Origin of the sequence: Novosphingobium sp. ST904 (genome assembly GCF_001298105.1) — a bacterium.
In the GTDB taxonomy this organism is placed as follows: Bacteria; Pseudomonadota; Alphaproteobacteria; order Sphingomonadales; family Sphingomonadaceae; genus Novosphingobium.
In genome coordinates this window covers 33383-55761 of record NZ_LGJH01000143.1, presented here as the reverse complement: position 1 = coordinate 55761, position 22379 = coordinate 33383, and the positions used below count along the sequence as shown (strand labels likewise).

Below are 22379 nucleotides of genomic sequence, written 5' to 3'. Positions count from 1 at the left end.
ACGCGTCCCTCCGACTGGGGTGGGTGGGCAACCATCCGCCCCGCTTTTTTACCTGTCCTTACCGGGATCGGGCGGTTCGGTCCGGCACACATCGGCCAGCATCCGGGCGAAAAGCCGCACATGTTCGACCGTGTACCCTGAGAGATTGCCCCTGATGAGGCGGTGCAGTTCCGAGCGGACTTCCACGCAGGCGCGGTCTCCTTCGGGCGTAAGGCTGAGTTCGCTGCGGCGGCGATCGTCCTTGCCCGGCACGGATTCGATGAGCCCGGCTGCGGTGAGGCGGTTCAGTTCGGCCGTCACCAGGCTACGGCCGACCCTCAGCAGCGAGGCGAGGTCGAGCGGATAAGTGATGCCGCGCGAAATGGCGCTGAGGATATAGCATCCGCGGGGGCCAAGGTCGTACCGTGCCGTGACGTTCTGGGTGGCTGCTCCGATAGGGCGACCGGCAAAAACGAGCCCCTCGATGACCGGGGCGATATCCACCCACTCGATCCCGCTGGGCAGATCGCCTTCTGCAGCATCATCTGTTTCCTGCTTCGAGAATGCCCGCCTGAGCAGTTCTTCCCGTGTCGTACTCGTCACAAACCGAAACCCTTGCTGGCCGACCAGGCGAGCAAGGTAGCAAGAGCGGCGGCAATGACAAAGGCCGTGGGGGACGCGGGCTGCATCGGCGTGGTTTCCCGGTCAAGAGACCGGTCCCGGCCGGTCACCATCGGCCCTACGAGATTGCGCCGGCGGAAGACGAGGTAGAACACGATCGCGATCAGGTGCAGCGCGATGAGGGCAAGCAGCACGTTGAAGCTCACGGCGTGGATGTCCGCCGCCATGCGGCCTTGATCGAAGCTGACGAGGAAGGACAGCGGGCCGGATTCAAGCCCGTCCACATCGGTGGCGAAGAGCCCGCTGCCCACTTGCGCGCCCAGCAGGAGCAGCAGCGCGATGACGCTGTAGCCGCCGAGCGGGTTGTGGCCCGGTTCCTTCGCGTGCTGGCCGCGCGGGTAATCCGCGATGCGCAGCGGGGAACGGAGCAATCCTGCGAAACGTGCGGTGCTGGCGCCCACGAAGCCCCAGATCAGGCGAAAGCCGAGCAGCCCCAGCAATGTGATCCCGGACAGATAATGCCACTGCATCTCGCGGTTTTCCGCGCTCCACCAGGAGAACGCGAAAAGCGCGGCGAGCAGCCAGTGGAACAGGCGGGTGGGCAGGTCCCAGACCCGGACGCCGGGGCGGGCGCTCACTTCGCGGCCTTCGGTGCGAAGGAGTTGCAGACGGCGCCTGCGTTGACGGGTCCGCCCGACAGCATCTGGCAGGTTCCGCACCCCGGCGCGGCGGCCGTGAAGAAGGCGCAGCTTCCGCAGCGCCGGGCAGGGTCGGCCGATGCATCGAGATAGCCCAGCGCGCGGCGCCGGCTCTTCTGGCTGAAGGGCAGGGCGGCGGGATCGTAGCAGGAACCGGCCGGCGGCTGGGCCAGCGCTCCTCCAGATGCGACCAAACCTGCGGCGGCGAGCGAAGCGAAAGTCAGCGCCCGTCCGAGGAACTCTCTGCGCGAGGGGGTCATTGGCCGGGCTCCCGTGCGGCGGCGCTGCTCTGGATGATTTCGAGCGGATAGCCTTCCGGGTCTTGGAGCAGTAGCACCCGGTAGCCCTGCGCAGCCGCGCGCACAGGCTGGTGCGCGGTGCCGGAGGCGTCGAGCCGGCGGACCAGCGCATCCATGTCGCTCACCCGCAGCACGATGCGATCGAAGGCGTTGCCATGTGCAAGCCGTGCGGGCGCTTCCGGCGCGGTGTCATGCACGATGATGAGCCCGGCTTCGCCCGGGTCCGCCGAGAACCGCAGCATATATTCGCGCCGGGTGCCGTGATCGAGCGTCATGCCGACCTTGAGCCCGAATGCGTTCTCGTAGAACGCCAGTTCGCGTTCGATCGCCACTGCGTTGAGGACCGTGCCCACCAGCCGCGCGGGGGGAAGGGCGGCAGGCTCGCCCGCCTGTGCGGCCTGAGCGGCGAGCAGGGCCGAGGCCGCCAGCATGATCGACGCGCCCTTCATGCGACGATCTCGCCGATCGACTTGCCGGTCTCCATGCTCTGCGCCCCCCATTTGTCCACGGGCACCCCCATGACCTGCTGGAGCGTGAGGCCCACGCGGCTGACCGGAGAGCCGAGCCCGTCGACGTAGATCCCCGTCCTGATACGACCGCCGCCGCTGCCTGCGGTCATCATCGGGATATTGTCGATGGTGTGGAACTTGGCGAACTCGGTTTCGGAATGGGCGAAGACCAGTGTGTTGTCGAGCAGGGTGCGCGGCCCTTCCTGCACCTTGTCGAGCGCGGCAACGAAATAGGTCCAGGCCTCGAAAATCCGGCTCAGGAAGTAAGTGGCCTCGGGCTGGTAGCCCAGCCGGTTGTCGAGCGCTTCTTCATGGGTGAGCTGGTGATGCGTGATCGTGCTGCCGATCCGGGTCAGCGAGGAGGCGCCGTTGTTGAACATCATGTTGAATACGCGGGTCTGGTCGCAGGCGAGCGCCATGACCAGCAGGTCCGTCATCAGCGCGTGGTTGGTGACGACGTTCTCGATCTCGGCATTGACCGGGCGATCCTCGACCGGCTTGGGGACAAGGCACGCCTGTAGCGGTTCAGGCTTCTTCAGCTCCACTTCAAGCTGGTTCTCCAACTGCCGGACGGACGTGAAATATTGGTCCAGCTTCTGCCTGTCGGCCGCGCCCACTGCGCTCTCGAGCGACTGGCGCTGTTCGCTGACGGCCGAAAGCACGCTGCGGCGGGCCATGACTTCCGGATCGGGCGTGAAAGTCGCGCCGTTGGGGTCCTTGAAGCTGGTGCCGAAAAGACGGCGATAGAGCCCGGCTGCCGAGCCTTCCGAAGGGTTCAGGTTGCCGCCGCCGCGCCCGCTGAGCGAATTGCGCGGGTCGCCAGATGCGGAGGTTTCCAGGCTGCGGAAGCGGGTTCGCGTGCCGATCCTGTCGCCGATGGTCACGTCGAAACTTTCGCCCGGCAGGCCGCCTTCCGCGGTGAGCGCGCGCCCGGTGCGGATCGCCGGGCCTCCGGAGGTGTGGGGAAGGTTCGGTGCGCCATCGAGCATGACGTTGAAATTTCCCAGGATATTGATCTTGTGCGCGTAGGGCTTGATGATCTCCAGCTCCGGCTTCAGGTCGTATCCCGGACCGGCGTTGTCGGGGAACCAGCGGGTGGGATTGACGCCGAGCCCCCAGAACCAGGTGCCGAAACGGACCGGAAGCGGCGCGCCGGTGGCGGCAAGCGCCTCGCCGTTGCCGTCCAGGAAGATATCGAGCAGGGGAACGCCCACGGTGATCGCCGCGCCGTTCATGATGCCCTTGAGCGCGGTGCGCCGAGACAGGTCGAATGCCATGGGTTGGTCCTCTCGCTAGCGTCTTGTCGCCACGTGAGTGGCCTCGGATTTCAGTGGATCGCCCGGAATTTCATAGGCCTGCGGCATCGTCGCGACCCGTTCGATCAGCTTGCGCAGGCGGTAGCCGTCCGCCGCGAAGCGGCTTTCCAGCGTTTCGACGAGCGCGCCGTCCTCGCTGGGGCGGCCGGTTGCATATTCGAGCGCCCGCGAGGTGACGCACATCGTCGCGTCCTGGCTGGCCGCGATGGCCTTGCCCAGGCCGTCGGCACCGGAAAAGCTGGCCTCGTCGAACGAGCCGCCGACATCGATCGCCGCGTCATTCTCGCGGGTGCGGAAGGCGCCGATGCCGTCGAACCTCTCCAGCGGAAGGCCGATCGGATCGGTGATCTTGTGGCAACCTGCGCATACGGGGTCGGTGGTGTGGGCATCAAGGCGGATGCGGGCAGTGGGCATGGCCTTGTTGGTCACGTCCTGCACGGCGGTGAAGTTCACGTTGCCCGGCGGGTTCGGCACCGGCTGGCAGAGCAGCAACTCGCGTATCGCCCGGCCGCGCAAGGTCGGCGAACTGCGGCCGGAGTGCGAGTACATGGCGAGGAACCCGGCCAGTCCGAGGAGGCCCGAACGGTCCGAACCGGCCGAGAATTCATAGGGAACCCAGCCTTGCGACTTGCTCACCGGCACCTGGTAGAGCGCGCCCAGCGGCCGGTTCATCCATGTCTTTCGGGTGGTGAACAGTTCCCGGTAATCGCCGTCGCCATCGAGAAGCTGGGTGGTGATCGTGCGCAGCATCTGTTCGGGAAGCGCCTGAAGGACGTCCTGGTTGAAATAGGGGTAGATCACCGGGTCCTTGGCGAGTTCGTCGAACTTCTCGAACAGCAGCATGTCGGAAAAGAAGGCCCGAAGCCCCTGTTCGAAGCGGGGCGAGGCGACCATCGCCGTCACCACCTTTTCAAGCTGGGCCTGATCGGTCAGCCGCCCGCCCGCCGCATCGTCGAGCAAAGCGGCGTTGGGGCTGGAGTTCCACAACATGAAACTGAGGCGCGCGGCGCGCGAGGCGTTGTCGAGCCGCATTCCGCCAGCATGGTCCGGGTCGGGCTCCGCCGTCTCCACCACATAGAGGAACCACGGCGAGACCAGCATCGATCCGAGCGCAAGTTCAAGGCCCTTGGTGAAGGAGCGCGTAGGCGCAGCGCCTTCTCCGGCGATCTTTACGTAGAGCGCCTCTTCCTGTGCGGTCAGCGGGCGCCGGAACAGCAGGCGCCCGATCGGCGCGAGAATGCGGCGCGCGCATTCGGGATCGGCCGCGGCCGGATCGGCGGGCGTGCAGGACATGAACTGGGCGCGGTGTGCCTCATCGAAGACCTGCCGGGCGATATCGCGCGCCATGCCGTCCATCTGTTCGAGCCCGGCAGGCGTGATCGCCGCGTGCGCGCGCCGCTGGCAATCAACTGGTGCGCAGGCCTGACGATCGGTTCGAACCGGCCGGCAACGCGGATGTCGCTGCCGAAGATGTCCGCGATCGTATTGCGGTACTGGGCCTCGGTCAGCCTGCGCATGCCAACGACCTGAGGGCCCTGCAACAGGGTCTGGGCGGCATTCGCTTCGGCCATGGCAGGCACGGATGTCGATGCCGTGCCTGCCAGCGAGACCACACCGGCAAGGGTGGCCGCGGCGATCGCCAGCGGCGCTATGCGAAAGAGGGTCACAGGGCATGGCTCCCGGCAGCAGGGGATGGCACGTCGTTCACGAAGGCGGGTACCGCGCGCAGGTCCATGGCGCTGGAGACGCCGGAGCACTTGCCCGTCTTCGGATCGCGAATGCCGTCGGCATATTTGCGGAGGGTCTTGAGCGTTCCCGCGCAATCGATGCCGGCGGCGAGCGCTGCGCCGGCACCCCCGATCGCAGGGCTCTGGATCACGTCGAACACCGGCCGGTATCCGCCGACCAGCCCGCGCAGCGACCCGTCGGGCTGGAAGACCAGGCGAAGCTTGGCATGGCGGAAATCGTAAACGGTGCGGGCGCCGCGAATATCGCGGGCGCCGCCCTGGCCCCAGGTCTGGGCCAGCCTGATGTCGCGCGGTTCGGTGGTCAGCACCCCGTTCTCTATGCGGCCGCGCAGGACGTTGCGGTGCCGGGGCGCCTTGTCGGAAACGGTGAAGCTGTAGCCGGGCAGGAAATTGCCGTGATTGTCGAGCTGGGGACGGTCCGGCGTGTTGGCGTAGATCACTTCCACGTCCTCGTCATGCTCCAGACTGTCGACACCGCGCAGGAGGATCACCTGCGTCCATTCGCCGGAGGCATGGAACTGACGCATTCCGGTAAGCTGATCGCCGCCGATGCCGTCCTTCCCGCGCCATTCGAGGGTGCAGCCCATGACGCGGTATTCCTGGTTGTCGATGCCGGTTCGCCCGTCGGGAGCGGTGAATTCCTCGTGCGCGCAGCTTTCTCCGGGCGCGTCATTGTCCAGATCCACGCCGCCGGCATGGATGCTTTGCACGGTGCGTAGCAGCGGGCGGTCGAATTGGTCCGGTTGTGAACAGATGTTGGTGCCGCCGAGGCCGAACACCGTTGCCTGCCAGCGCCTGGTCAACTCCGGCTCGTTTTCCTTGCGTTCCAGCCGGGCATGTTCCTCGGGCGGGAGCGATTCCAGATAGGCTTCCCGGATCTTGGGGCTCACCCCGCTCGGGCAGGCGTCACTGCCCTGGATCACCGGCGGAACGAAGTCCTGCACCACGAAGCCCATTACGCCGCCCGGTGGGGGAGCTGGCAGGTTTGCCGGCACAGCCTCCGCCAGGGCCGGCCCTTGCAACATGCTGGCTGCGGCCATGCCGATCGCGGCGATGGAGGCCAGCGCTGCGGTACAGAGGAGCGGCGCGCGCCTTGACGTCGCATGTTTCATCGGTTCTCTCCGCTGCTGGTCTGCGGCCTCAGAATCCGGCCCCCGCGCGGGATGGCATGCGGATCGGATTCCTCGCTCACGAAAACCTGCTGACCCTTGAACGTCCATTCCGCGCGGTCGCCGGAAAGGCTGACCTTCCAGTCGCCCAAGCCGCCGCTGGCCATTGGCGCAGGAAGCGGGCGCCATGCGCAGGGCGCGGCGCAGTGCCCGGTGAACAGGACGCGGCCGTCCCGGTCCGTCAGGGCATAGGCGCCGCCGAAGTAGGCGGTGGCGACAAAGCCCGGCGCGGCGATGCGCGGTGGGGCCGGCACGAACTTGAGCGTGTTCCACGTTATGTCGTCCGGCGGCGGCGCGCTGCCGCCTGCCGCGCGCCGGGTGAAGACGAGATGCCACCCCTTGTAGACCCATTGCGGACCTGCGGCGCCCTCGATCACTGTCCAGTCGGGCGCCTTGCGGGGATCGGTGATCTGATCCTCGGCGGGGGGCATTTCTGCCGCTTTTTCGAAACCCATCGGATAGCGGATGTTCGGCTTGGTTCCCGGCGGCGCGAGCAGGGGTGCCCATTCGCGCGCGCAGTCCTGCGCGCAGAAGCGGGCGGGATCGGGTGCCCAGCGCAGGACGGTGCGCATGTCCATTCCATAAAGCGTATGGCCGCGGCATCGGTATAGACACTGCCGTCGCCGACTTCTTCACCCGTACCCCCTTGGGCAAGGGCGTACCGTCCGCCGGAGCAATCGGAAGGTCGGCGGGCTGGGCATGAACTGTCGGCGCCGCGCCGAATGCAAGCAGCGCGATCGCGAGCCCGCAGGCGATGCGAGGCGCCATCTCAGCTCTCCGGCGCGCGGAAGCTGTCATGGCAGCCCTTGCACGTAGCTCCAAGTTTCTGTGCGCCCGTGCGTATTGCCGCGACGTCCTTCCCGGCGACCGCGCGCTGGAAATCGTCGGCAGCCTTGGCGAAAGCGTCCTGCGCGGTCCTGAATTTGGCGGGCTGAACCCAGATTTCGCCCTTGGCGCGGGTTTTGGCGCCCGATTGCGGCCCGCTCCCGGCCGGAAACCATTCGTACTGGCCGCGAGAGGCATTGCGGATTTCCCGAGCGGACTGGGCGATCAGCACCGTCTGCACTTCGCCGCCTCGCAGGCCGTCGTTCACTGCCTTGAAGGCCGCGCCGAGTTCCCGGTAACCTGCGATGCGCGAGCGGACCGTGTCGGCCGGTGCAGCCAGCAGCGGCGTGGCAACCGCCGCGGTCGCCAAGGTCACCGCGCCAATGCGCCATAGGGCGTTCATCGGAGTTTCTCCCAACTGTTTTCTGTTATGGGGAGAATATTGATTCAAAAGTTGAACTAGTCAATCGCGACTTTGCGTAGTTTTTGCCCATGGCTCGAAAATGGCGGAAATTCGCCGTTATGAGGGGGTCAAGCGGTGAAGGTCTACGGGCAGCGGGCGATCGGCCTTACCAGCGGGCGTGCCCGTCGATCAGCACGTCGATGATGAACTGTGCCTGCGCGCGGGCATCCGCCGCGGTGACCGGGCCGGTGGCGGCGCGGGTGTTCACCCAGCCGATTACCATCGCCATTATGGCCTGCGCGATGCGTTCCGGGGCCTTGGCCTCGATCCCCGAAGGCGGACCGTAGACGCGGATTTCCGCGACCAGATAAGCCACCATTTCGGTATATCCGAAGAAATCTGTGATCGATCCTTCGGATCTGCCGAAGGCATTCAGCGCCAGCCGCCTGAAGGCGCGCACTTCGGGTTTGGTGGTCCAGAGCAGCATCGTCGAGGTGTGCTGGATGAGACGCTGGCGCAGGTCGTTCCCGAGACGTGCATTGTCGCGCGAGGTCACTTCGGACCAGGACGCCACCCGCGCGACGAGCACGGCGTTCAGAAGCGCCAGCTTGTCGGGGTAACGCTTGTAAAGCGTGGTTTTGGGAATCTGCGTGGCATGGGCCACCGCTTCCATCGAGGTGCCGTCAAAGCCCTCCTTGAGGAAGAGCGCGGTTGCGGTCTGGATGATCGCATCGGTGATCGCGGCGGACTGTTGGCGCGAGGGCCTGCCTCGGCCCGTAGGGCGGGCCTTTGAATCTTTAGCGCTCGCAGCGGCAGTGGAAGACATTTTTTCCGGGCCTGGGTTCTTTTATGATCGATACCACCTAAACCGGCATGCCGCGAGCGACATTCCGGTAATCTTCGGTTGAGGAGCATTGCCGGACGATCCTCCTTCGTTCAAGTCATGGGGAACGGATGGATTTTTGCGGTATGCCGCCGTTCGGTCCTCGGGCCGTGTTTTTATGCCGGAGATGAAACCAGCAGGCCTCCCGCAGGTTTTCCTGCGGATGCCGATTGGACATCGCGCGCCGACGACCCGACTTTACCTATCTCTCAGGACCGCCAGAGCCACGCCGCATGAACGAAGTTGCCGATCAAGAGTTGATGCGTCTGGCGGCTCTGGCCCGGTACGATGTGCTCGATAGCCCCCGCGAACAGGCGTTCGATGAAATGGCGTCCCTGGCGGCGGCGATCTGCGGGACGCCGATCGCGGTCGTCAATTTCATCGGCGATGGGCGCCAGTTCTTCAAGGCCGAGGTCGGGCTTGGGGTCCGGGAAACCCCGCTGGAAACCTCGTTCTGCGCCAAGGCCCTGCTGGAAGAGGACTTTCTCCTCGTTCCCGATGCGCGGCGAGACGCCAGGTTCGAGTGCAATCCCCTTGTCACCGGCGAGCCGCACTTGCGGTTCTATGCGGGCGCCCTGCTCAAGACCGGGGAGGGGTTGCCGATCGGAACGCTCTGCGTGCTCGACTATGAGCCCCGGGCGCTGGACGAGGTGCAGGAACAGGCACTGCGGGTGCTGGCAAGGCAAACGATGACCGCGCTGGAACTGCGCCGGGCCGCGATCGAGGCCGACGGCGAACGGGCGCGCCATCGCGCCATCGTCGACAGTGCGCGCGATTTCGGAATCGTCGTGACCGACCTTCAGGGCATGATCACCGACTGGAGCGCCGGGGCCGAGAGCCTGTTCGGCTGGTCCGAGAGGGAGATCGTGGGCCATCCCATCGCGACTGTGTTCACGGATGAGGACCGCGAGGCCGGCGTGCCGGAGCGCGAGATGGCCGACGCGGCGACCAGGGGCGGCGGTTCGGACGAGCGCTGGCATCAAAGACGCGGCGGCGAACGTTTCTGGGGAAGCGGCGAGATGTCGCCCCTGCGCGATGAGGCCGGACGGCACATCGGCTATGTCAAGGTTCTGAGGGACCGGACCGAGGAGCACCTTGCCGCGCAGCATCTGGCTACCGCCGAGACGCGGTTGCGGCAGGCGCAGGAGGCAGGAGGCATCGGCCTCTTCACCGTCGAGATCGCCGAGGATGTGCTGATCCCCACGCCCGAGTTCTGCCGTCTCTATGGAATGCCGGTGCAGGACCGCTATCCCGCCTCGGTGATCGAGACGCGGATCGTGCCGCAAGACCGTCATCTCGCATCCACGGCCGCATCGCGCAGTCGCGGCGAGGCTTCGGGCGAAGTGGAGTACCGCGTGCGCGCGGCCGAAGGCGAGGATGTGCGCTGGATTACCCGCAAGGGTGTCATGGAGTTCGATGATGCCGGTGTGCCGCTTCGCTTTGTGGGCGTGGCGCGCGATATTACCGCGAAGCGGCAGGCGATCGCTGCGCTGGGACGCAGCGAGGACCGGTACCGCGCCCTGTTCGAAGCCATCGACGACGGTTTCTGCATCATCGAGTTCATCGACGGCCCCCATGGCCCGATGAGCGACTATGTCCATGTCGAGGCCAATCCCGGATACGAGCGCCACTCCGGCATTTCCGGCGTGGTGGGCATGACGCTTCGCGAAGTGGACCCGACCGGCGCGGACGGCTGGCTGGAGCTTTACGGCAGGGTGTTGGAGACCGGCGAGCCCGTGCGCTTCGAGCGATATTTCGCGGCGGCGGGGCGGCACATCGAAGTCTCGGCGGCGCGGGTCGAGCCGCCGGAACGCAAGCAGGTGTCCGTGCTGTTCCGCGATATCGAGGCGCGCAGGCGGGCCGAGCAGGCCATGCGGGCCAGCGAGGCACTAGCGCGCGAGAACATCGAACGCGTTCAGCTTGCGCTGTCTGCGGGCGCGATCATCGGAACCTGGTTATGGGACTTGCCGACGGACCGCTTCACGGTGGACGAACCGTTCGCCCGCGCGGTCGGTCTGGACCCGGAACTGGCGCGCGAAGGGCTCAGCCTCGATCAAGTGGCCGCTACCGTTCATCCTGACGACCGGGCCGGATTTGCCGAGGCCATCGGCGATGCGATCGCGCGTGGCGGCGGCTATGCGCATCAGTACCGCGTGCGGCGCAGCGATGGCCACTACTACTGGATCGAAGCGAACGGGCGGGTCGATCACGCGCCGGATGGCACGCCGCTGAGCTTCCCGGGGGTCCTGCTCGATGTGGATCAGCGCCGCGCTGTGGAGGAAGAGCGCGACCGGGCCGCAGCGGCGCTGCGCGCGTTGAACGAAACGCTTGAGCAGCGCGTCGCCGAGCGTTCGGCCGAACTGATGAAGGCGGAGGAACAACTGCGCCAGTCTCAGAAGATGGAGGCCGTTGGGCAACTCACGGGCGGCCTCGCCCATGATTTCAACAACCTGCTGGCCGGCGTTTCCGGCGGGCTGGAAATGGTCGGAATCCGCCTCAAGCAGGGGCGCCTTGCCGACGTGGACAAATATGTGGTGGCGGCGCAGGGCTCGGTGCGGCGTGCCGCCGCGCTCACGCACCGGCTGCTGGCTTTCTCTCGCCGCCAGACGCTCGATCCCCGGCCGACCAGCGTGAACGCCCTGGTCAGCGGGCTGACCGATCTCATCCAGCGCACGGTCGGGCCGTCGATCGCGGTTGAAACGGTGGGGGCAGCCGGGCTGTGGCTGACGCTGGTAGACCCGAGCCAGCTCGAGAACGCGGTCCTCAACCTCTGCATCAATGCTCGCGATGCGATGCCGGATGGCGGCAGGATCACTATCGAGACGGCGAACAAGTGGCTCGACCGCAATGGCGCGCGCACGCATGACATGCCCGAAGGCCAGTATCTTTCGCTATGCGTCACGGACACCGGCACCGGCATGACGCCTGACGTGATCGCCAAGGCGTTCGACCCGTTCTTCACCACCAAGCCGATCGGGCAAGGCACCGGGCTTGGTCTATCGATGATCTATGGCTTCGCCAAGCAATCGGGCGGACAAGTGCGGATATACTCCGAGGTGGGAGAGGGAACCACCGTCTGCATCTATCTTCCCCGCCATTACGGTGATGCGGTGGAAGAGGGCGGCAGCGCTGTCGAATCCCCGCTGCCAGGCGCAGAGGCGGGCGAGACCGTGCTGCTCGTCGATGACGAGCCCAGCGTGCGGATGCTGATTACCGACGTGCTGGAAGACCTTGGCTATACCGTGATCGAGGCGGCGGACAGTGCCGCCGGTCTGAAGGTGCTCCAGTCCGATGTGCGGATCGACTTGCTGGTGAGCGACGTCGGCCTTCCGGGCGGGATGAACGGCCGTCAGATGGCGGACGCTGGCAGGGTGGTGCGCCCGGACCTGAAAGTGCTGTTCATCACCGGCTATGCGGAGAATTCCGTGATCGGCAACGGTTATCTCGAACCCGGGATGAGAGTGCTGACCAAGCCCTTCGCGGTCGAAACCCTCACCGCCCGCATCCGGGAACTCGTGGGGGGGTGAACGCCTGTCAGGCCGATGGATCGTCGCCGGGAAGGCGGCGGGGCTGCGGCGTACCGGTGGTGCGGGTCCAGTATTCGTCCGCCCGGCGCTCGAAGGTGGGGGCGCTACGGGCGTCGCTCTGATAGAATGCGCCTCTGGCGAGGCCCGGCGCATATTCCTGTTCGACCCAGCCCCTCGGGTCGTCATGCGGGAACCTGTAGCCGACATGGCCCAGGGCGGCGGCGCCCTTGTAATGGGCATCGCGCAGATGAAGGGGCACGCTTGCGGGCGGCTGCGAGCCGACGAAATGCAGAGCCTGCGATATTCCGCGCGTGACCGAGCCCGATTTCGGTGCACGGGCGATGTGCAGCGCGGCATGGGCGAGGACGATCTGGGCCTCGGGATAGCCGATCTTTTCCACCGCCTGCGCTGCGGCAACGGCGGTCTGGAGGGCGGTATTGTCGGCCAGGCCGACGTCCTCGGACGCATGGATCATGATCCGCCGTGCGATGAAACGGGGATCCTCGCCGCCGTGGATCAGGCGCGCGAGCCAGTAGAGCGTGGCGTCGGGGTCCGAACCCCGCATCGATTTGATGAAGGCCGAAACGATGTCGTAATGGGCATCGCCGGAACGGTCGTGGTTGATCGGAGCGGAGACATAGGCTTCCGTCAGCATCTCGTCCGTGATCCGCAGCGGGCCATCCGCTTCGTGCCCCACCGCCAGGCTTTCGAGCGTCGTCAGCGCGCGGCGGGCATCGCCGCCGGAACGCCCGGCGACCATGCGGCGCTGCTCCGGCGTCATCGACACTTCGATGCCTTCACCCGCGAGATGGTCGATCCCGCGCTGGACCACCCGCTCCATCTCCTCGATGCTGAGCGGCTCCAGCTTGAGGATAGTCGAACGGGAAACCAGCGCCGGGGTGAGGACGTGATAGGGATTGCCGGTGGTGGCGCCGATGAAGTCGGCCACGCCGTCCTCGCAGAGTGCCAACAGATCGTCCGCCTGCGTTGCGGAGAACCTCTGAACCTCGTCCACGAAGATCAGCACCGGCTTGATCCGCGCTTCGTCGGCGATCCGGCGCAAGTCGGAGACACCCGCGCGCGTGGCGTTGAGCGGGCGGAATTCCTTGCCCAGCATCGCGCCCACGGCCCGCGCGATCGAGGTCTTGCCGATGCCGGGCGGGCCATAGAGAATGACGCTGCCCAGCGATCGCGCCGCGATCCGGCGCCGCAGGATCGAACCGGGGCCGACAACCGCTTCCTGGCCGATCACCTCGTCAAGCGTCGCCGGTCGCAGCAGCGCTGCCAGCGGCACCCGGCCCGGGCGGGTTCCAGTATCGAACAGGTCGCTCATCATCCCTCGATCCGCCGGGTATTCGGCACATGCGCTAGCGGTTTCGCCTCATAGAGCGATGGCTGGCCATGGCAAGAATGGCGGGATGGCGCTTGAAACGAACCGCTCCTGTCCTGAAGAACCGGCCCCGTCGGGACAGCCTTCAGGCCTCGGCGCGTGCGATCAGCGCGTCGAGCGCGGAGCGGCCGTGGCGCAGTTCCTCGATGATTTTTCGCAGTTCCACCGGCGTGATCCGCGACCCGCCGTCACTGTCCACCGACTGGGCCTCGACGATTCGGTGCAGCGCCTCGACGATGGCGAGGACCGGGTCCATCTGCGGGCGGGCGGTGGCCAGCGGAACCGCCCGAACTTGCGCGAGCGAGAGGAAAGGGTCGATGGCGCCCGGGCCGAATTCGCGTTCGATCCGGGCCAGGATCAGCGGATCGAGGCTGGTGGCGCGGCTGCGCGCATTGCGGATCGTGCCGTTCGAGCAATCCAGACGGGTAGCCAGTTGGCCATCGGATAATTCCCCGGATTTCTGGATGTTGCGAATGATGAGGGCAATCGCCTGGCGATAATCCTCACTCGAAAGATGTGCGGAACGCCCTGCCGTCATGATGTATCCTTCCCTTCTCGCCTTGGGGTGGCTGGGCAACAGCTTGTGACGATGGATGCGAAACTGGCCAAGACTTTGTCGACAGAATCGCTATATGGCGAGGTGGATATGAAATTCAGCCGCCGAAACATGATCGTTGCAGCGACCGCGTTCGCAGCGACCTCCTCCTCTGCCGCCCGCGCCATTGCCACCGCGATTCCGGAAAGGCCGCGTGCCCCTTCGCTGGTGCTTCCGCGCCCGGGTTCCGTGGCCCCCGTCGCACCTGCGGCGCTTCCCGTGCCGCGTAGGCCCTATCAACCCGAAACGGTCGCAGCGCCGCTGTTCGATGCCGCCATGGCGGCGCTGAACCGGCATGGCGGGCGCGTGAAGGGAGATCGAATCGGCATCGTCGATTTCTCGGCATCGTCCTCGCAGCCGCGTCTCCATCTGGTTGACCTTGAAAACCGCAAGGTCACGTCGCTGCATGTCGCGCATGGCAGCGGGTCCGATCCCGCGCATACCGGCTGGCTTCAGCGTTTTTCGAACCGGCCCGGGTCAAACGCGAGTAGTGAAGGCGCGTTCCTGACTTCGGACTATTATTTTGGCGCGCACGGTCGTTCACAGCGGCTTGTCGGTCTTGATCCCACCAACAGCAATGCGCTCGAACGCGCGATCGTTGTCCACGGGGCCTGGTATGCCGAACCGAACATGATCGGTGCTCATGGCAAGCTTGGCCGCAGCCAGGGCTGCCTTGCGGTGGGGGACAGCCTGCTTAACCGCGCGTTCGACCATCTCGGCGAAGGACGCCTGATCTACGCCGCCAAGCTCGGCTGATTTCCCACAGGGGTAACGCACACCAAGGGAGTTCAGCGCATCCCCGAGGCCGACCGGCGCGTTCGCCGATCGGCGCAGCCCTGCGGCGTTTTCGCGTCAGATCGTGACGAGCGCCGTCACGCGGTGCGAAAAAGGATGATGCGGCGTTGCGCCGCGGCTGACCTGCGAGAACATGCCGTCACCCAGGGCGGAAAGCTTCGCTTCGACCAAGGGAAGGTCCTCGCCCCGCTTTACATCGAGGTGAACCATAAGTTTTCCCTTGAAATCGAGCGATATATCATCGGCTTCGACCATGGCTTCACTTAACTGGGCGAGAATTGCACTGAGTTGATCGGTTAAAGGCGTTCTGGACGCGGCGGTCCGTGCGTTAGTGGAATCGATCGAATAAACCGTTGCGTCTTTGGGCATTCGTGTCCCCGTGCTGATTACTGCCAAAACGGATAATATCACTTCAGCGCCCATAAAGAACGCTGTACCGTGTGTTTCGTTGCACATTTTTGCGGAAATCCGCCGGTGCGGCAGGAGTTGGTCAGTAAACGCCTCTTGTGCCGGGCGCGCGGCATCTACTCCGAAGCGGCGGGAAGGGTGAGGATGACGAGCAGGCCTGGGCCGTCCTGCCGGTCCTCCAGCCGGATCGATCCGCCGGCAAGGTTCATCGCCTTCACCGCGATCGACAAGCCAAGGCCGCTGCCGGGAAATGCCGAAGAACCGCGTTCGAATCGGCGGAGCAGGCGTTCGCGATCCGCAGCTGGAACGCCGTCGCCCCGGTCCCCCACGGTTACCACCAGCCGATCCGCGCCGCGCACGATTGCAATGTCGATTTGGCCACCATCGCGGGCATGGCGCACGCCATTCTCGATCACGGCGGACAGCGCGATCTGGAGCGAGGCCGCATCACACCGCCAGCGGACGATGTGATCGGGCGTGACCGTGAATTCCATCGCATCGGCGGGCAGGTGCAGCAGGGTTTCCGCCACGACATCGGCCACCAGCGCATGGACATCGACCGAGCGGCTTGAAACTGCCGTGGCATTGAGCCGGGCGAGCGTGAGCATCCCGTCTATCAGGTCGTTCGCCCGGTCCACGACGCCCAGCAGCCGTCTTGTATCGTCCCGCAGTTCGGCGGGCGCGGTCTTGCGCAGGATCTGCGCCTGCGCGCGGATCGCCGCGAGCGGGGTGCGCAGTTCGTGGGCAACGTCGTCGGTGAAGGCCTGCTCCAGTTCGTAAGCCTGATCGAGCCGCGAGAAGAGCTTGTTGAGCGCTATGATCAGCGGCCCGAGATCGCGCGACCAGTCATCCGGCACCAGCGGCGTGAGATCGGCGAGCGAGCGCGCATTGAGTGTGGAAGCCAGCCGTTCCACTTCAGAAAGGCTCTTGCGAAGGGTCCACCAGAGAACCACCATGCCCGCGCCGATCAGCAGGATCAGCGGCAGCGCCAGCTTGCGCAGGACCGGCACCATCGAGAATTCGCGCATGGCGTCCCGTTCTGCCACGACGACGAGCAGGCGGGGGTCGCGGCCGGGCAGGCCATAGCTGCGCCAGCGATCGCCGACCGCGGTGAAATCGTGGAGCCCTGCGGCTCGGGGAACCTGGCTGACCGGCGCTCCCCAGCCGGACTGAGCAACCGGCCTGCCATCCCAGAACACCGCGAACATGCACCAGTCGTACGATGCGTGGAACGCCTTGCGCTCTTCGGGCGAGAGCAGCGGATCGTCGTCCGCCAGCCCCGTTCCCCGCGCGGCCAGCACGCCTGCTGTCAATTCGTCCTGCATCATCATGTAGAGCAGGCGGGAGGCGTTCACGAGCTGGGCGTCGGATGCGCGGCCGATCTCCCGGTTGGCCACGGTGTAGATTACGGTGCCCATCCCCAGTCCGGTCAGCGCCAGTAGCAGGAGCACGCGGCGATAGAGCCGGGTGGAGAGCGAGGACCGCCTCACGTCTCCTGCCCCCCCACCATGTAGCCGAGGCCGCGCGCCGTCCGGATGAAATCGCGCCCGAACTTGCGCCGCAGGGAGGAGATGGCGACTTCGACCGTGTTGGATTCGACCCAGTGATCCTGGTCGTAAAGCTCGCCCTCGAGATCGGCCTTGGACACGAAACGCCGGCTGCGCCGCATGAGCAGGGCCAGAACGCGGTATTCCTTGGCGGTCAGCGCCACGTCTTCTCCGGCCAGCGAGGCAACGTGTCCGGCGAAATCCAGCGTGACGTCGCCGATGCTCACGCTGTTATCCTGCCGGCGGTCCTTGCGGCGAAGCTGCGAACGGATGCGCGCGGCGAGTTCCTCGAGGTCCACCGGCTTCACCACGTAGTCGTCCGCTCCGGCATCGAGCCCGGCGACGCGGTGCTGGGTGCGGTCGAACGCGGTGATGATGATGACGGGGGCAGTATTGCGGGCGGAGCGAAGCTGCCGGAGCACTTCGAGGCCGGACATTTGCGGCAGCCCGATGTCGAGCAGGATTACGTCGTAGGGGCTGACGCTGGCGGCGGCGAGAACCTCGTCGCCGCGCATGAAGTGATCGACCACGTATCCGTCGAGTTCGAGAGCGCGCTTCATCGCGGCGCCGAGATCGAGATCGTCTTCCGCAACCAGCAGGCGGGGCAAGGCACGGCTCCCAGCGAGATTGAACGCCCGGCAACGGGACCGGAAGGCTTGAGCCTTGGCTCGCGAAACGCCGGACTACGCCAGCTTCCAGCCGCCCGTCAAACCGCGAGAGATCTTTTTTGCGCCATCAGCTTCGCATCAGCTTCGCGGCCTAGGGGCGCTGATCGACCTGAACGCAGGCGCCGTTTCCGGAAGCGAAAACGCTGCGGACGGCGACAGGAACGGCTAACGAAAACATGACGATACACAAGTCCCCGCGAGAGATCGCGTCCTATTCCTCCCTCGAATCCGCTTTCGGGAGTGTGCCGGTGCGAAGCCGGGGCGTCCTGGCGCCCTGCGTGGCCCTGATCGGCTGCGACGGTTCGGGCAAGTCCACGCTTGCGCGCGATCTCGTTGCGCTGCTGGACCGGCAGTCTCCCACGCGGTCGATGTATCTCGGGCTCGGCACGGGCGATCTCGGGCGCCGGATCGGCGAACTCCCGCTGATCGGCCGACTTGCCGAACGGTTTCTTACGAGGAAGGCAAAGAAGGCGCACGAAGGGCCGGACAAGCGCCTGCCCGGGCTTGCCACGGCGCTGGCCATGTTCGGCTTTTCGCTGGCGCGGGGCCGCCGGTTCCGCAAGGTGCTCGACTACCGCCGGGGCGGCGTCCAGGTCATTACCGACCGCTATCCGCAAGCGGAAGTTCCCGGCAGCTTCGATGGCCCCGGGCTTTCGTGGAAACGCAGGGGTTCGGCTGTGGTGGAACGTCTCGCCGCGCGGGAACGGGCGCTTTACGACGACATGGCCTCCTATCGGCCGACCGTGGTGATCCGCCTCAACGTCGATGTCGATACTGCCCTTGCGCGCAAGTCCGATCACCAGCGCGACATGCTGGAGAAGAAGCTGGCCGTCGTGCCGACGCTGCGCTTCGGCGGCGCGCAGATCGTCGATGTCGATGCGACCCGCCCCTATCACGAAGTGCTGGAAACCGTTCTCGCCGTGCTGCGGCGGTACGGGCTGCACAGCTGATCCTTTGCCGACGATCTTTCATTCAGGCCTTACGATGAACAAGACAACTCTTCCGCCCCTCATCGCCGTTATCGGTTGCGATGGTTCCGGCAAGTCGACCGTGACCGAAGCACTGCGCGCCTGGCTGGAGGAGCGGCAACCGGCGCGGATCTGTCATCTCGGCAAGCAGTCCGGCAATATCGGCCGCCGGATCGCGCGCCTGCCGCTGCTGGGCGGCAAGCTCGACAAGTCGATCCATGCCAAGGCCCGGAAAGCCCAGACCGACAAGGGCCCCGGGCTGCTGGCGGCACTGGTGATCTATGCGTTTTCGATGCGGCGCGTGCGCCGTTTCCGCCGGATGATGCGGCTGCGCCGGGAGGGCAATGCCATCATCGCCGACCGTTTTCCGCAATTGGGCGTGCCCGGGCCGATGGACGGGCTGGGACTTGCCAGTGCCGGCCGGTCTGGTCTCGTGGGCTTGCTCGCCCGCTCGGAGCGCCGCCGCTACGAGGCGATGGTGGTGAACCGCCCCGACCTCGTGATCCGTCTCAACGTCTCGCTCGACGTGGCGGTGGCGCGCAAGCCGGACCACCGCCTGTCCTCGCTCGCCCGCAAGATCGCGGACGTGCCGCTCCTGATGTTCGAGGGCGCTCCCATCGTCGAGATGATCGGAGCAGCCCCTTGCCGAGGTCCTTGCGCTTGCGAAGGCCGCCATCGAGGAGCGCCTTGACCGGAACGAGGCGCCTGCCTCATCGCCGTTGCAGGAGTGCGCGGCGTGATCAGGACCCTGCCCATGAAGCAATGGTTTGCCGATGGGGTGTTCCGCACCATCGTCCGCAATGCCTCCTACCTCGGTTCCAGCAAGCTGGTGGCCGCATTGCTCGGCCTCGTTGCGCTGGCCTGCGCCGGGCGCGGCATGAGCCCGGCGCTGTTCGGTACGCTGGTGCTGATCCATTCCTATGCCAATGGCGTAGGCGCGCTGGTGAAGTTCCAGACCTGGCAGTTCATCGTGCGCTACGGCGCCCCGGCGCTGGGCCGGGGTGACGTGGACGAACTGCGCGACGTGACCGGCTTCGCATTCGGGCTCGACCTTGCCAGCGGCCTTGTCGGCCTTGCGGGCGGGCTGGTCCTGCTGCCGTTCCTTGCCGAATGGTTCGGCATCGGCGCCGACGATGTCGGGCTAGCGATGCTTTACTGTACGCTGATCCCGACGATGACGGCGGCGACGCCCACGGGCATCCTGCGCGTGCTGGACCGGTTCGACCAGATCGCCGTGCAGCAACTGGCGACCCCGCTGCTGCGTGCGGTCGGCGGTGCGATCTCCTATTTCGGGCACTTCGGCTTCGCCGGCTTCGTGCTCACCTGGTACATCGCCGATCTCGCTGGCGACCTCTGCCTGTGGTTCATGGCAGTTCAGGAACTGCGCCGGAAGGGCATTCGCGGTGCGCTGCGTCCCGGCCTGTTCGGTCCCGGCCGCCGCCTTGCCGGGGCCTGGGACTTCGTGTGGACGACGAACTTCGCCCACTCGATCTGGGCGGCGTGGGGTCCGGTGAGCAATCTCATCGTCGGCGCCATGCTCGGCCCGACGAGCGCGGGCCTGTTCAAGATTGCGGCGACCTTCTTCGATTCCGCCAGCAAGCCGGCCGACCTGCTGTCCCGCAGCTTCTATCCCGAGATCATGCGTCTTGATCCGACCAGCCGCCATCCGTGGCAGCTGGCGATACGCAGCGCGACCATATCCGGCGCGATCGGTTTCCTGATCCTGCTGGTGGTGATCCTCGGCGGCGAGCCGGTGATCGGGCTGGTTTTCGGCAAGCGCTATGTCGAGGCTTACGACCTGCTCCAGCTCATGACCATTTCGCTGATCGTGACGATGGCCAGTTTCCCGCTCGAATCCCTGCTCTACATGGCCGGGCGCCAGCGGTCGTCGCTGGTGGCGGAGGGCAGCGCGGCGCTGGGCTATGCGGTACTTCTTTTCGCGCTGATCCACATGTTCGGCATCACCGGGGCGGGCCTGGCCTATGTCGCCGGGGTATGCCTCAAGGCGCTGTTCATGCTGATACCCACCGTCTGGGCCTACCGGGAGCGGCACCGCCTTTCGCATATCATGGCGCAGGGCGCGCAGGCATGACGGTGCGGTCCATCAGGAGCCGGGCGACGAACCGGGAAGAGGTGTTTACGCCCGAAACGCTGGAGGCGCTGTTCGAGGCGGTCGAGATGGACGATGTGGTCGATCCCGTCGTCAGCCTGCCCGATCCGATCCCGGTGGATTGCACGGAAGCGGAAATGCGGCGCTGCCTCTCGCTCTGCGTGGAATTCTGGCGCGCGGGGACCGATCGCGGTGCCATGCGCGATCTTGCCGGAACGCTCGTGCTGACGGGCGACCTGCCGCAGGATGCCCGCGTCCGCTACAAGCATATCCGCGCGCGCTACAAGCAGCTGCGTTTCGCGCTGGTGCTTTACGGCAGAAGGCACAAGGCGCCGCTGCTGTTCCGCTCCACCGTGGCGGTGATGGGCCACTTGCAGGATTCCTTCCGCAACCGCAGGCGCCTTGCCGTGCTGGGCTACGGCATGGCCTTGCGCCTGATGATGGCTCGGCCCGTGTGGATGGCGGTGCTTTGGGAACTGCGGCGCGTGCGGCTTGACGATGCGGACGGGTTCCTTGCCTTCCGCCGCAGGGAGTTCGCGCGGCTGGGCCGGGCCCTGGCCGGCGGTCCGGTAACGGGGCACGCCTTCCACGTCATGCGCAAGATCGTCAGCCGGCAGGTCTCCTACTACGATACGCGCCGGACGCTGGAACCGGAGGAGAACCTCTACCGCATGTCCCGCTTCCTGAGCGCGATCAACGGGCTGATGGGCAGCATGCACGACGATCTCGTCGAACAGGCGGGTGCCGGGCATCGGGACTATCACCGGGATCGTTTCCCGCTGCCCGAGGATATCGGCTGCCGGCTTGAGGCACTGACGGCGGCCTGCCTGGGCGAAAGCCGGACCGGCGCCGTCATTGCGGCGCGGGGCATGCCTTCGCTGGAGCCGGCGGAATGACCGGAGCCTTGCTCCGCGCCGCATAACGCCGGGCAAGGGTGGCGCAAACGAAGAGCTGCGCCTGGTGGAACAGCATCAGCGGCAGCACGATCATGCCCACCGCGTGCCCGGGGAACAGGATCGTGGCCATGGGAATTCCGCCCGCCATGCTCTTTTTCGACCCGCAGAAGACGATGGCGATCTCATCCTCCACCGGGAAGGAAAGCGCGCGGCTGGCGAGCGTGGTCAGCGCGATGACCAGCGCGAGCACGGCAATGTCGATGGCGAGTATCGCCGCAAGGCCGCGGACCGAAAGCTGGCTCCAGATTCCCGCGACCATCCCGGCGCTGAACGCGGCGTAGACCACGACCAGAACCGAGCCCCGGTCCACCACTGCCGTCAGCCGGGGATGGCGTTGCAGCCAGCCGGCGATCCATGGCCGGATCGCCTGCCCGGCCAGGAACGGCAGCAGGATCTGGAGTGCGATGTCCTCCAGCGCCTTGGGTGAGAACCCACCGGTAGCGGCGGGCAGGACGCGGGCGACAAGGAGCGGGGTAATCACCACGCCCAGCAGGTTCGAAACTGACGCGCTGCACAGCGCGGCAGGGACGTTGCCCCTGGCGATCGAGGTGAAGGCGATGGAGGACTGCACCGTCGAGGGCAGCAGGCAAAGGAACAGCAGCCCGGTGACGACATCGTTCGGCAGATGGCCCCGTGCGATCAGGCCGACCCCGAGGCCGATCAGCGGAAACAGGGTGAACGTGCTGGCTAAGACAAGGGCCTGCAACCGCCAGTTAGCCATGCCGGACCAGATCGCCTGCGGCGCAAGGCGGGCACCGTAAAGCAGGAAGAGCAGCGCCACGGCGCCGGTCACGCCCTTATCGACCAGACCCGCCGCGCTGCCCCGCGCCGGCAGCAGCGCGGCCAGCGCAACGGTGGCGATCAGCAGCAGGAGGAACCGGTCGACAGGCAGCCGGGAGAGCGCCTTGCGGATCGTGGTCATGGGCGTGTCTTTCCGTAGGAATCGAAGTGCCCGGCTGAACTAG

Annotated in this window: 23 protein-coding genes; 6 read left to right on the top strand and 17 right to left on the bottom strand. The window is 66.1% G+C overall.

Translation table 11 applies throughout. The features are described 5' to 3' along the window. Positions 1-48: 48 nt before the first annotated feature. The 11 genes from ADT71_RS12850 to ADT71_RS12805 form a co-directional block, all read right to left on the bottom strand. A complete protein-coding gene (locus tag ADT71_RS12850; RefSeq protein ID WP_054437373.1) occupies positions 49-582 on the bottom strand; it encodes a MarR family winged helix-turn-helix transcriptional regulator in 534 nt (177 codons plus the stop codon). Then, positions 579-1238, bottom strand: coding sequence for a cytochrome b/b6 domain-containing protein (locus ADT71_RS12845; protein WP_054437371.1), 660 nt, complete (start codon positions 1236-1238; stop codon positions 579-581). Before ADT71_RS12845 ends, ADT71_RS12850 begins: the two co-directional genes overlap by 4 nt. Continuing rightward, on the bottom strand, positions 1235-1558 hold the full coding sequence (locus ADT71_RS12840) for a high-potential iron-sulfur protein (RefSeq protein WP_132469522.1): 324 nt from the start codon (positions 1556-1558) through the stop codon (positions 1235-1237). The genes ADT71_RS12845 and ADT71_RS12840 overlap by 4 nt, the downstream gene beginning before the upstream one ends. Further along, entirely contained in the window at positions 1555-2046 is a 492-nt protein-coding gene (locus ADT71_RS12835; protein WP_054437369.1) for a VOC family protein, read from the bottom strand. Before ADT71_RS12835 ends, ADT71_RS12840 begins: the two co-directional genes overlap by 4 nt. Beyond that, positions 2043-3383 (bottom strand): DUF1552 domain-containing protein, encoded by a 1341-nt coding sequence (locus ADT71_RS12830; RefSeq protein ID WP_054437367.1) that lies wholly within the window; start codon positions 3381-3383, stop codon positions 2043-2045. Before ADT71_RS12830 ends, ADT71_RS12835 begins: the two co-directional genes overlap by 4 nt. Before the next feature lie 15 nt (positions 3384-3398). Next, a complete protein-coding gene (locus ADT71_RS12825; RefSeq protein WP_231635857.1) occupies positions 3399-4715 on the bottom strand; it encodes a DUF1588 domain-containing protein in 1317 nt (438 codons plus the stop codon). Further along, on the bottom strand, positions 4619-5089 hold the full coding sequence (locus ADT71_RS33600) for a DUF1587 domain-containing protein (RefSeq protein WP_231635851.1): 471 nt from the start codon (positions 5087-5089) through the stop codon (positions 4619-4621). The genes ADT71_RS12825 and ADT71_RS33600 overlap by 97 nt, the downstream gene beginning before the upstream one ends. Further along, positions 5086-6282 carry a hypothetical protein gene (locus ADT71_RS12820; RefSeq protein ID WP_054437365.1) on the bottom strand — a complete coding sequence of 399 codons (1197 nt, stop codon included), beginning with the start codon at positions 6280-6282 and terminating at the stop codon, positions 5086-5088. The genes ADT71_RS33600 and ADT71_RS12820 overlap by 4 nt, the downstream gene beginning before the upstream one ends. Further along, positions 6279-6911 carry a hypothetical protein gene (locus ADT71_RS12815; protein ID WP_156336580.1) on the bottom strand — a complete coding sequence of 211 codons (633 nt, stop codon included), beginning with the start codon at positions 6909-6911 and terminating at the stop codon, positions 6279-6281. The genes ADT71_RS12820 and ADT71_RS12815 overlap by 4 nt, the downstream gene beginning before the upstream one ends. A gap of 197 nt (positions 6912-7108) precedes the next feature. After that, entirely contained in the window at positions 7109-7567 is a 459-nt protein-coding gene (locus ADT71_RS12810) for a cytochrome c (protein WP_054437362.1), read from the bottom strand. 166 nt (positions 7568-7733) lie between these two features. Continuing rightward, positions 7734-8393: a TetR/AcrR family transcriptional regulator gene (locus ADT71_RS12805; protein ID WP_054437360.1), complete on the bottom strand. Its 660-nt coding sequence runs from the start codon at positions 8391-8393 to the stop codon at positions 7734-7736. Between the two features lie 290 nt (positions 8394-8683). On the opposite strand from ADT71_RS12805, the gene ADT71_RS12800 reads away from it, so the two are divergent. Beyond that, positions 8684-11977: a PAS domain S-box protein gene (locus tag ADT71_RS12800; protein WP_132469520.1), complete on the top strand. Its 3294-nt coding sequence runs from the start codon at positions 8684-8686 to the stop codon at positions 11975-11977. Between the two features lie 7 nt (positions 11978-11984). Here ADT71_RS12800 and ADT71_RS12795 read toward each other — a convergent pair whose 3' ends face one another. After that, positions 11985-13310, bottom strand: a complete 1326-nt coding sequence (locus tag ADT71_RS12795) for a replication-associated recombination protein A (RefSeq protein WP_054437420.1) — start codon at positions 13308-13310, stop codon at positions 11985-11987. 142 nt (positions 13311-13452) lie between these two features. Then, on the bottom strand, positions 13453-13905 hold the full coding sequence (locus ADT71_RS12790; RefSeq protein ID WP_054437358.1) for a hypothetical protein: 453 nt from the start codon (positions 13903-13905) through the stop codon (positions 13453-13455). A gap of 108 nt (positions 13906-14013) precedes the next feature. Here ADT71_RS12790 and ADT71_RS12785 point away from each other — a divergent pair, with 108 nt between their 5' ends. Beyond that, positions 14014-14718 carry a murein L,D-transpeptidase catalytic domain family protein gene (locus ADT71_RS12785; protein WP_054437418.1) on the top strand — a complete coding sequence of 235 codons (705 nt, stop codon included), beginning with the start codon at positions 14014-14016 and terminating at the stop codon, positions 14716-14718. A gap of 96 nt (positions 14719-14814) precedes the next feature. On the opposite strand, the gene ADT71_RS31360 is transcribed toward ADT71_RS12785, so the two are convergent. From ADT71_RS31360 to ADT71_RS12770, 3 genes are all read right to left on the bottom strand, one after another. Beyond that, positions 14815-15126: a hypothetical protein gene (locus ADT71_RS31360; protein ID WP_132469519.1), complete on the bottom strand. Its 312-nt coding sequence runs from the start codon at positions 15124-15126 to the stop codon at positions 14815-14817. Positions 15127-15281: 155 nt separating this feature from the next. Continuing rightward, entirely contained in the window at positions 15282-16655 is a 1374-nt protein-coding gene (locus ADT71_RS12775) for a HAMP domain-containing sensor histidine kinase (RefSeq protein WP_054437355.1), read from the bottom strand. Continuing rightward, the gene (locus ADT71_RS12770) at positions 16652-17320 is read right to left on the bottom strand and encodes a response regulator transcription factor (RefSeq protein ID WP_054437353.1); all 669 of its coding nucleotides are present in this window, start codon (positions 17318-17320) and stop codon (positions 16652-16654) included. The genes ADT71_RS12775 and ADT71_RS12770 overlap by 4 nt, the downstream gene beginning before the upstream one ends. A 236-nt stretch (positions 17321-17556) precedes the next feature. Here ADT71_RS12770 and ADT71_RS12765 point away from each other — a divergent pair, with 236 nt between their 5' ends. The 4 genes from ADT71_RS12765 to ADT71_RS12750 are packed head-to-tail and all read left to right on the top strand — an operon-like array spanning position 17557 to position 21354. Next, the gene (locus ADT71_RS12765) at positions 17557-18330 is read left to right on the top strand and encodes a hypothetical protein (RefSeq protein ID WP_197283013.1); all 774 of its coding nucleotides are present in this window, start codon (positions 17557-17559) and stop codon (positions 18328-18330) included. 34 nt (positions 18331-18364) lie between these two features. Next, positions 18365-19039 (top strand): nucleoside triphosphate hydrolase, encoded by a 675-nt coding sequence (locus tag ADT71_RS12760; RefSeq protein ID WP_231635850.1) that lies wholly within the window; start codon positions 18365-18367, stop codon positions 19037-19039. Positions 19040-19084: 45 nt separating this feature from the next. Further along, on the top strand, positions 19085-20440 hold the full coding sequence (locus ADT71_RS12755) for a lipopolysaccharide biosynthesis protein (protein ID WP_231635849.1): 1356 nt from the start codon (positions 19085-19087) through the stop codon (positions 20438-20440). Continuing rightward, complete coding sequence (locus tag ADT71_RS12750; RefSeq protein ID WP_054437351.1) at positions 20437-21354, top strand: hypothetical protein; 918 nt, start codon at positions 20437-20439, stop codon at positions 21352-21354. The genes ADT71_RS12755 and ADT71_RS12750 overlap by 4 nt, the downstream gene beginning before the upstream one ends. On the opposite strand, the gene ADT71_RS12745 is transcribed toward ADT71_RS12750, so the two are convergent. Beyond that, positions 21311-22336, bottom strand: a complete 1026-nt coding sequence (locus ADT71_RS12745; protein WP_054437349.1) for a bile acid:sodium symporter family protein — start codon at positions 22334-22336, stop codon at positions 21311-21313. The two genes, ADT71_RS12750 and ADT71_RS12745, sit on opposite strands and share 44 nt — an antisense overlap. Between the last annotated feature and the right edge of the window lie 43 nt (positions 22337-22379).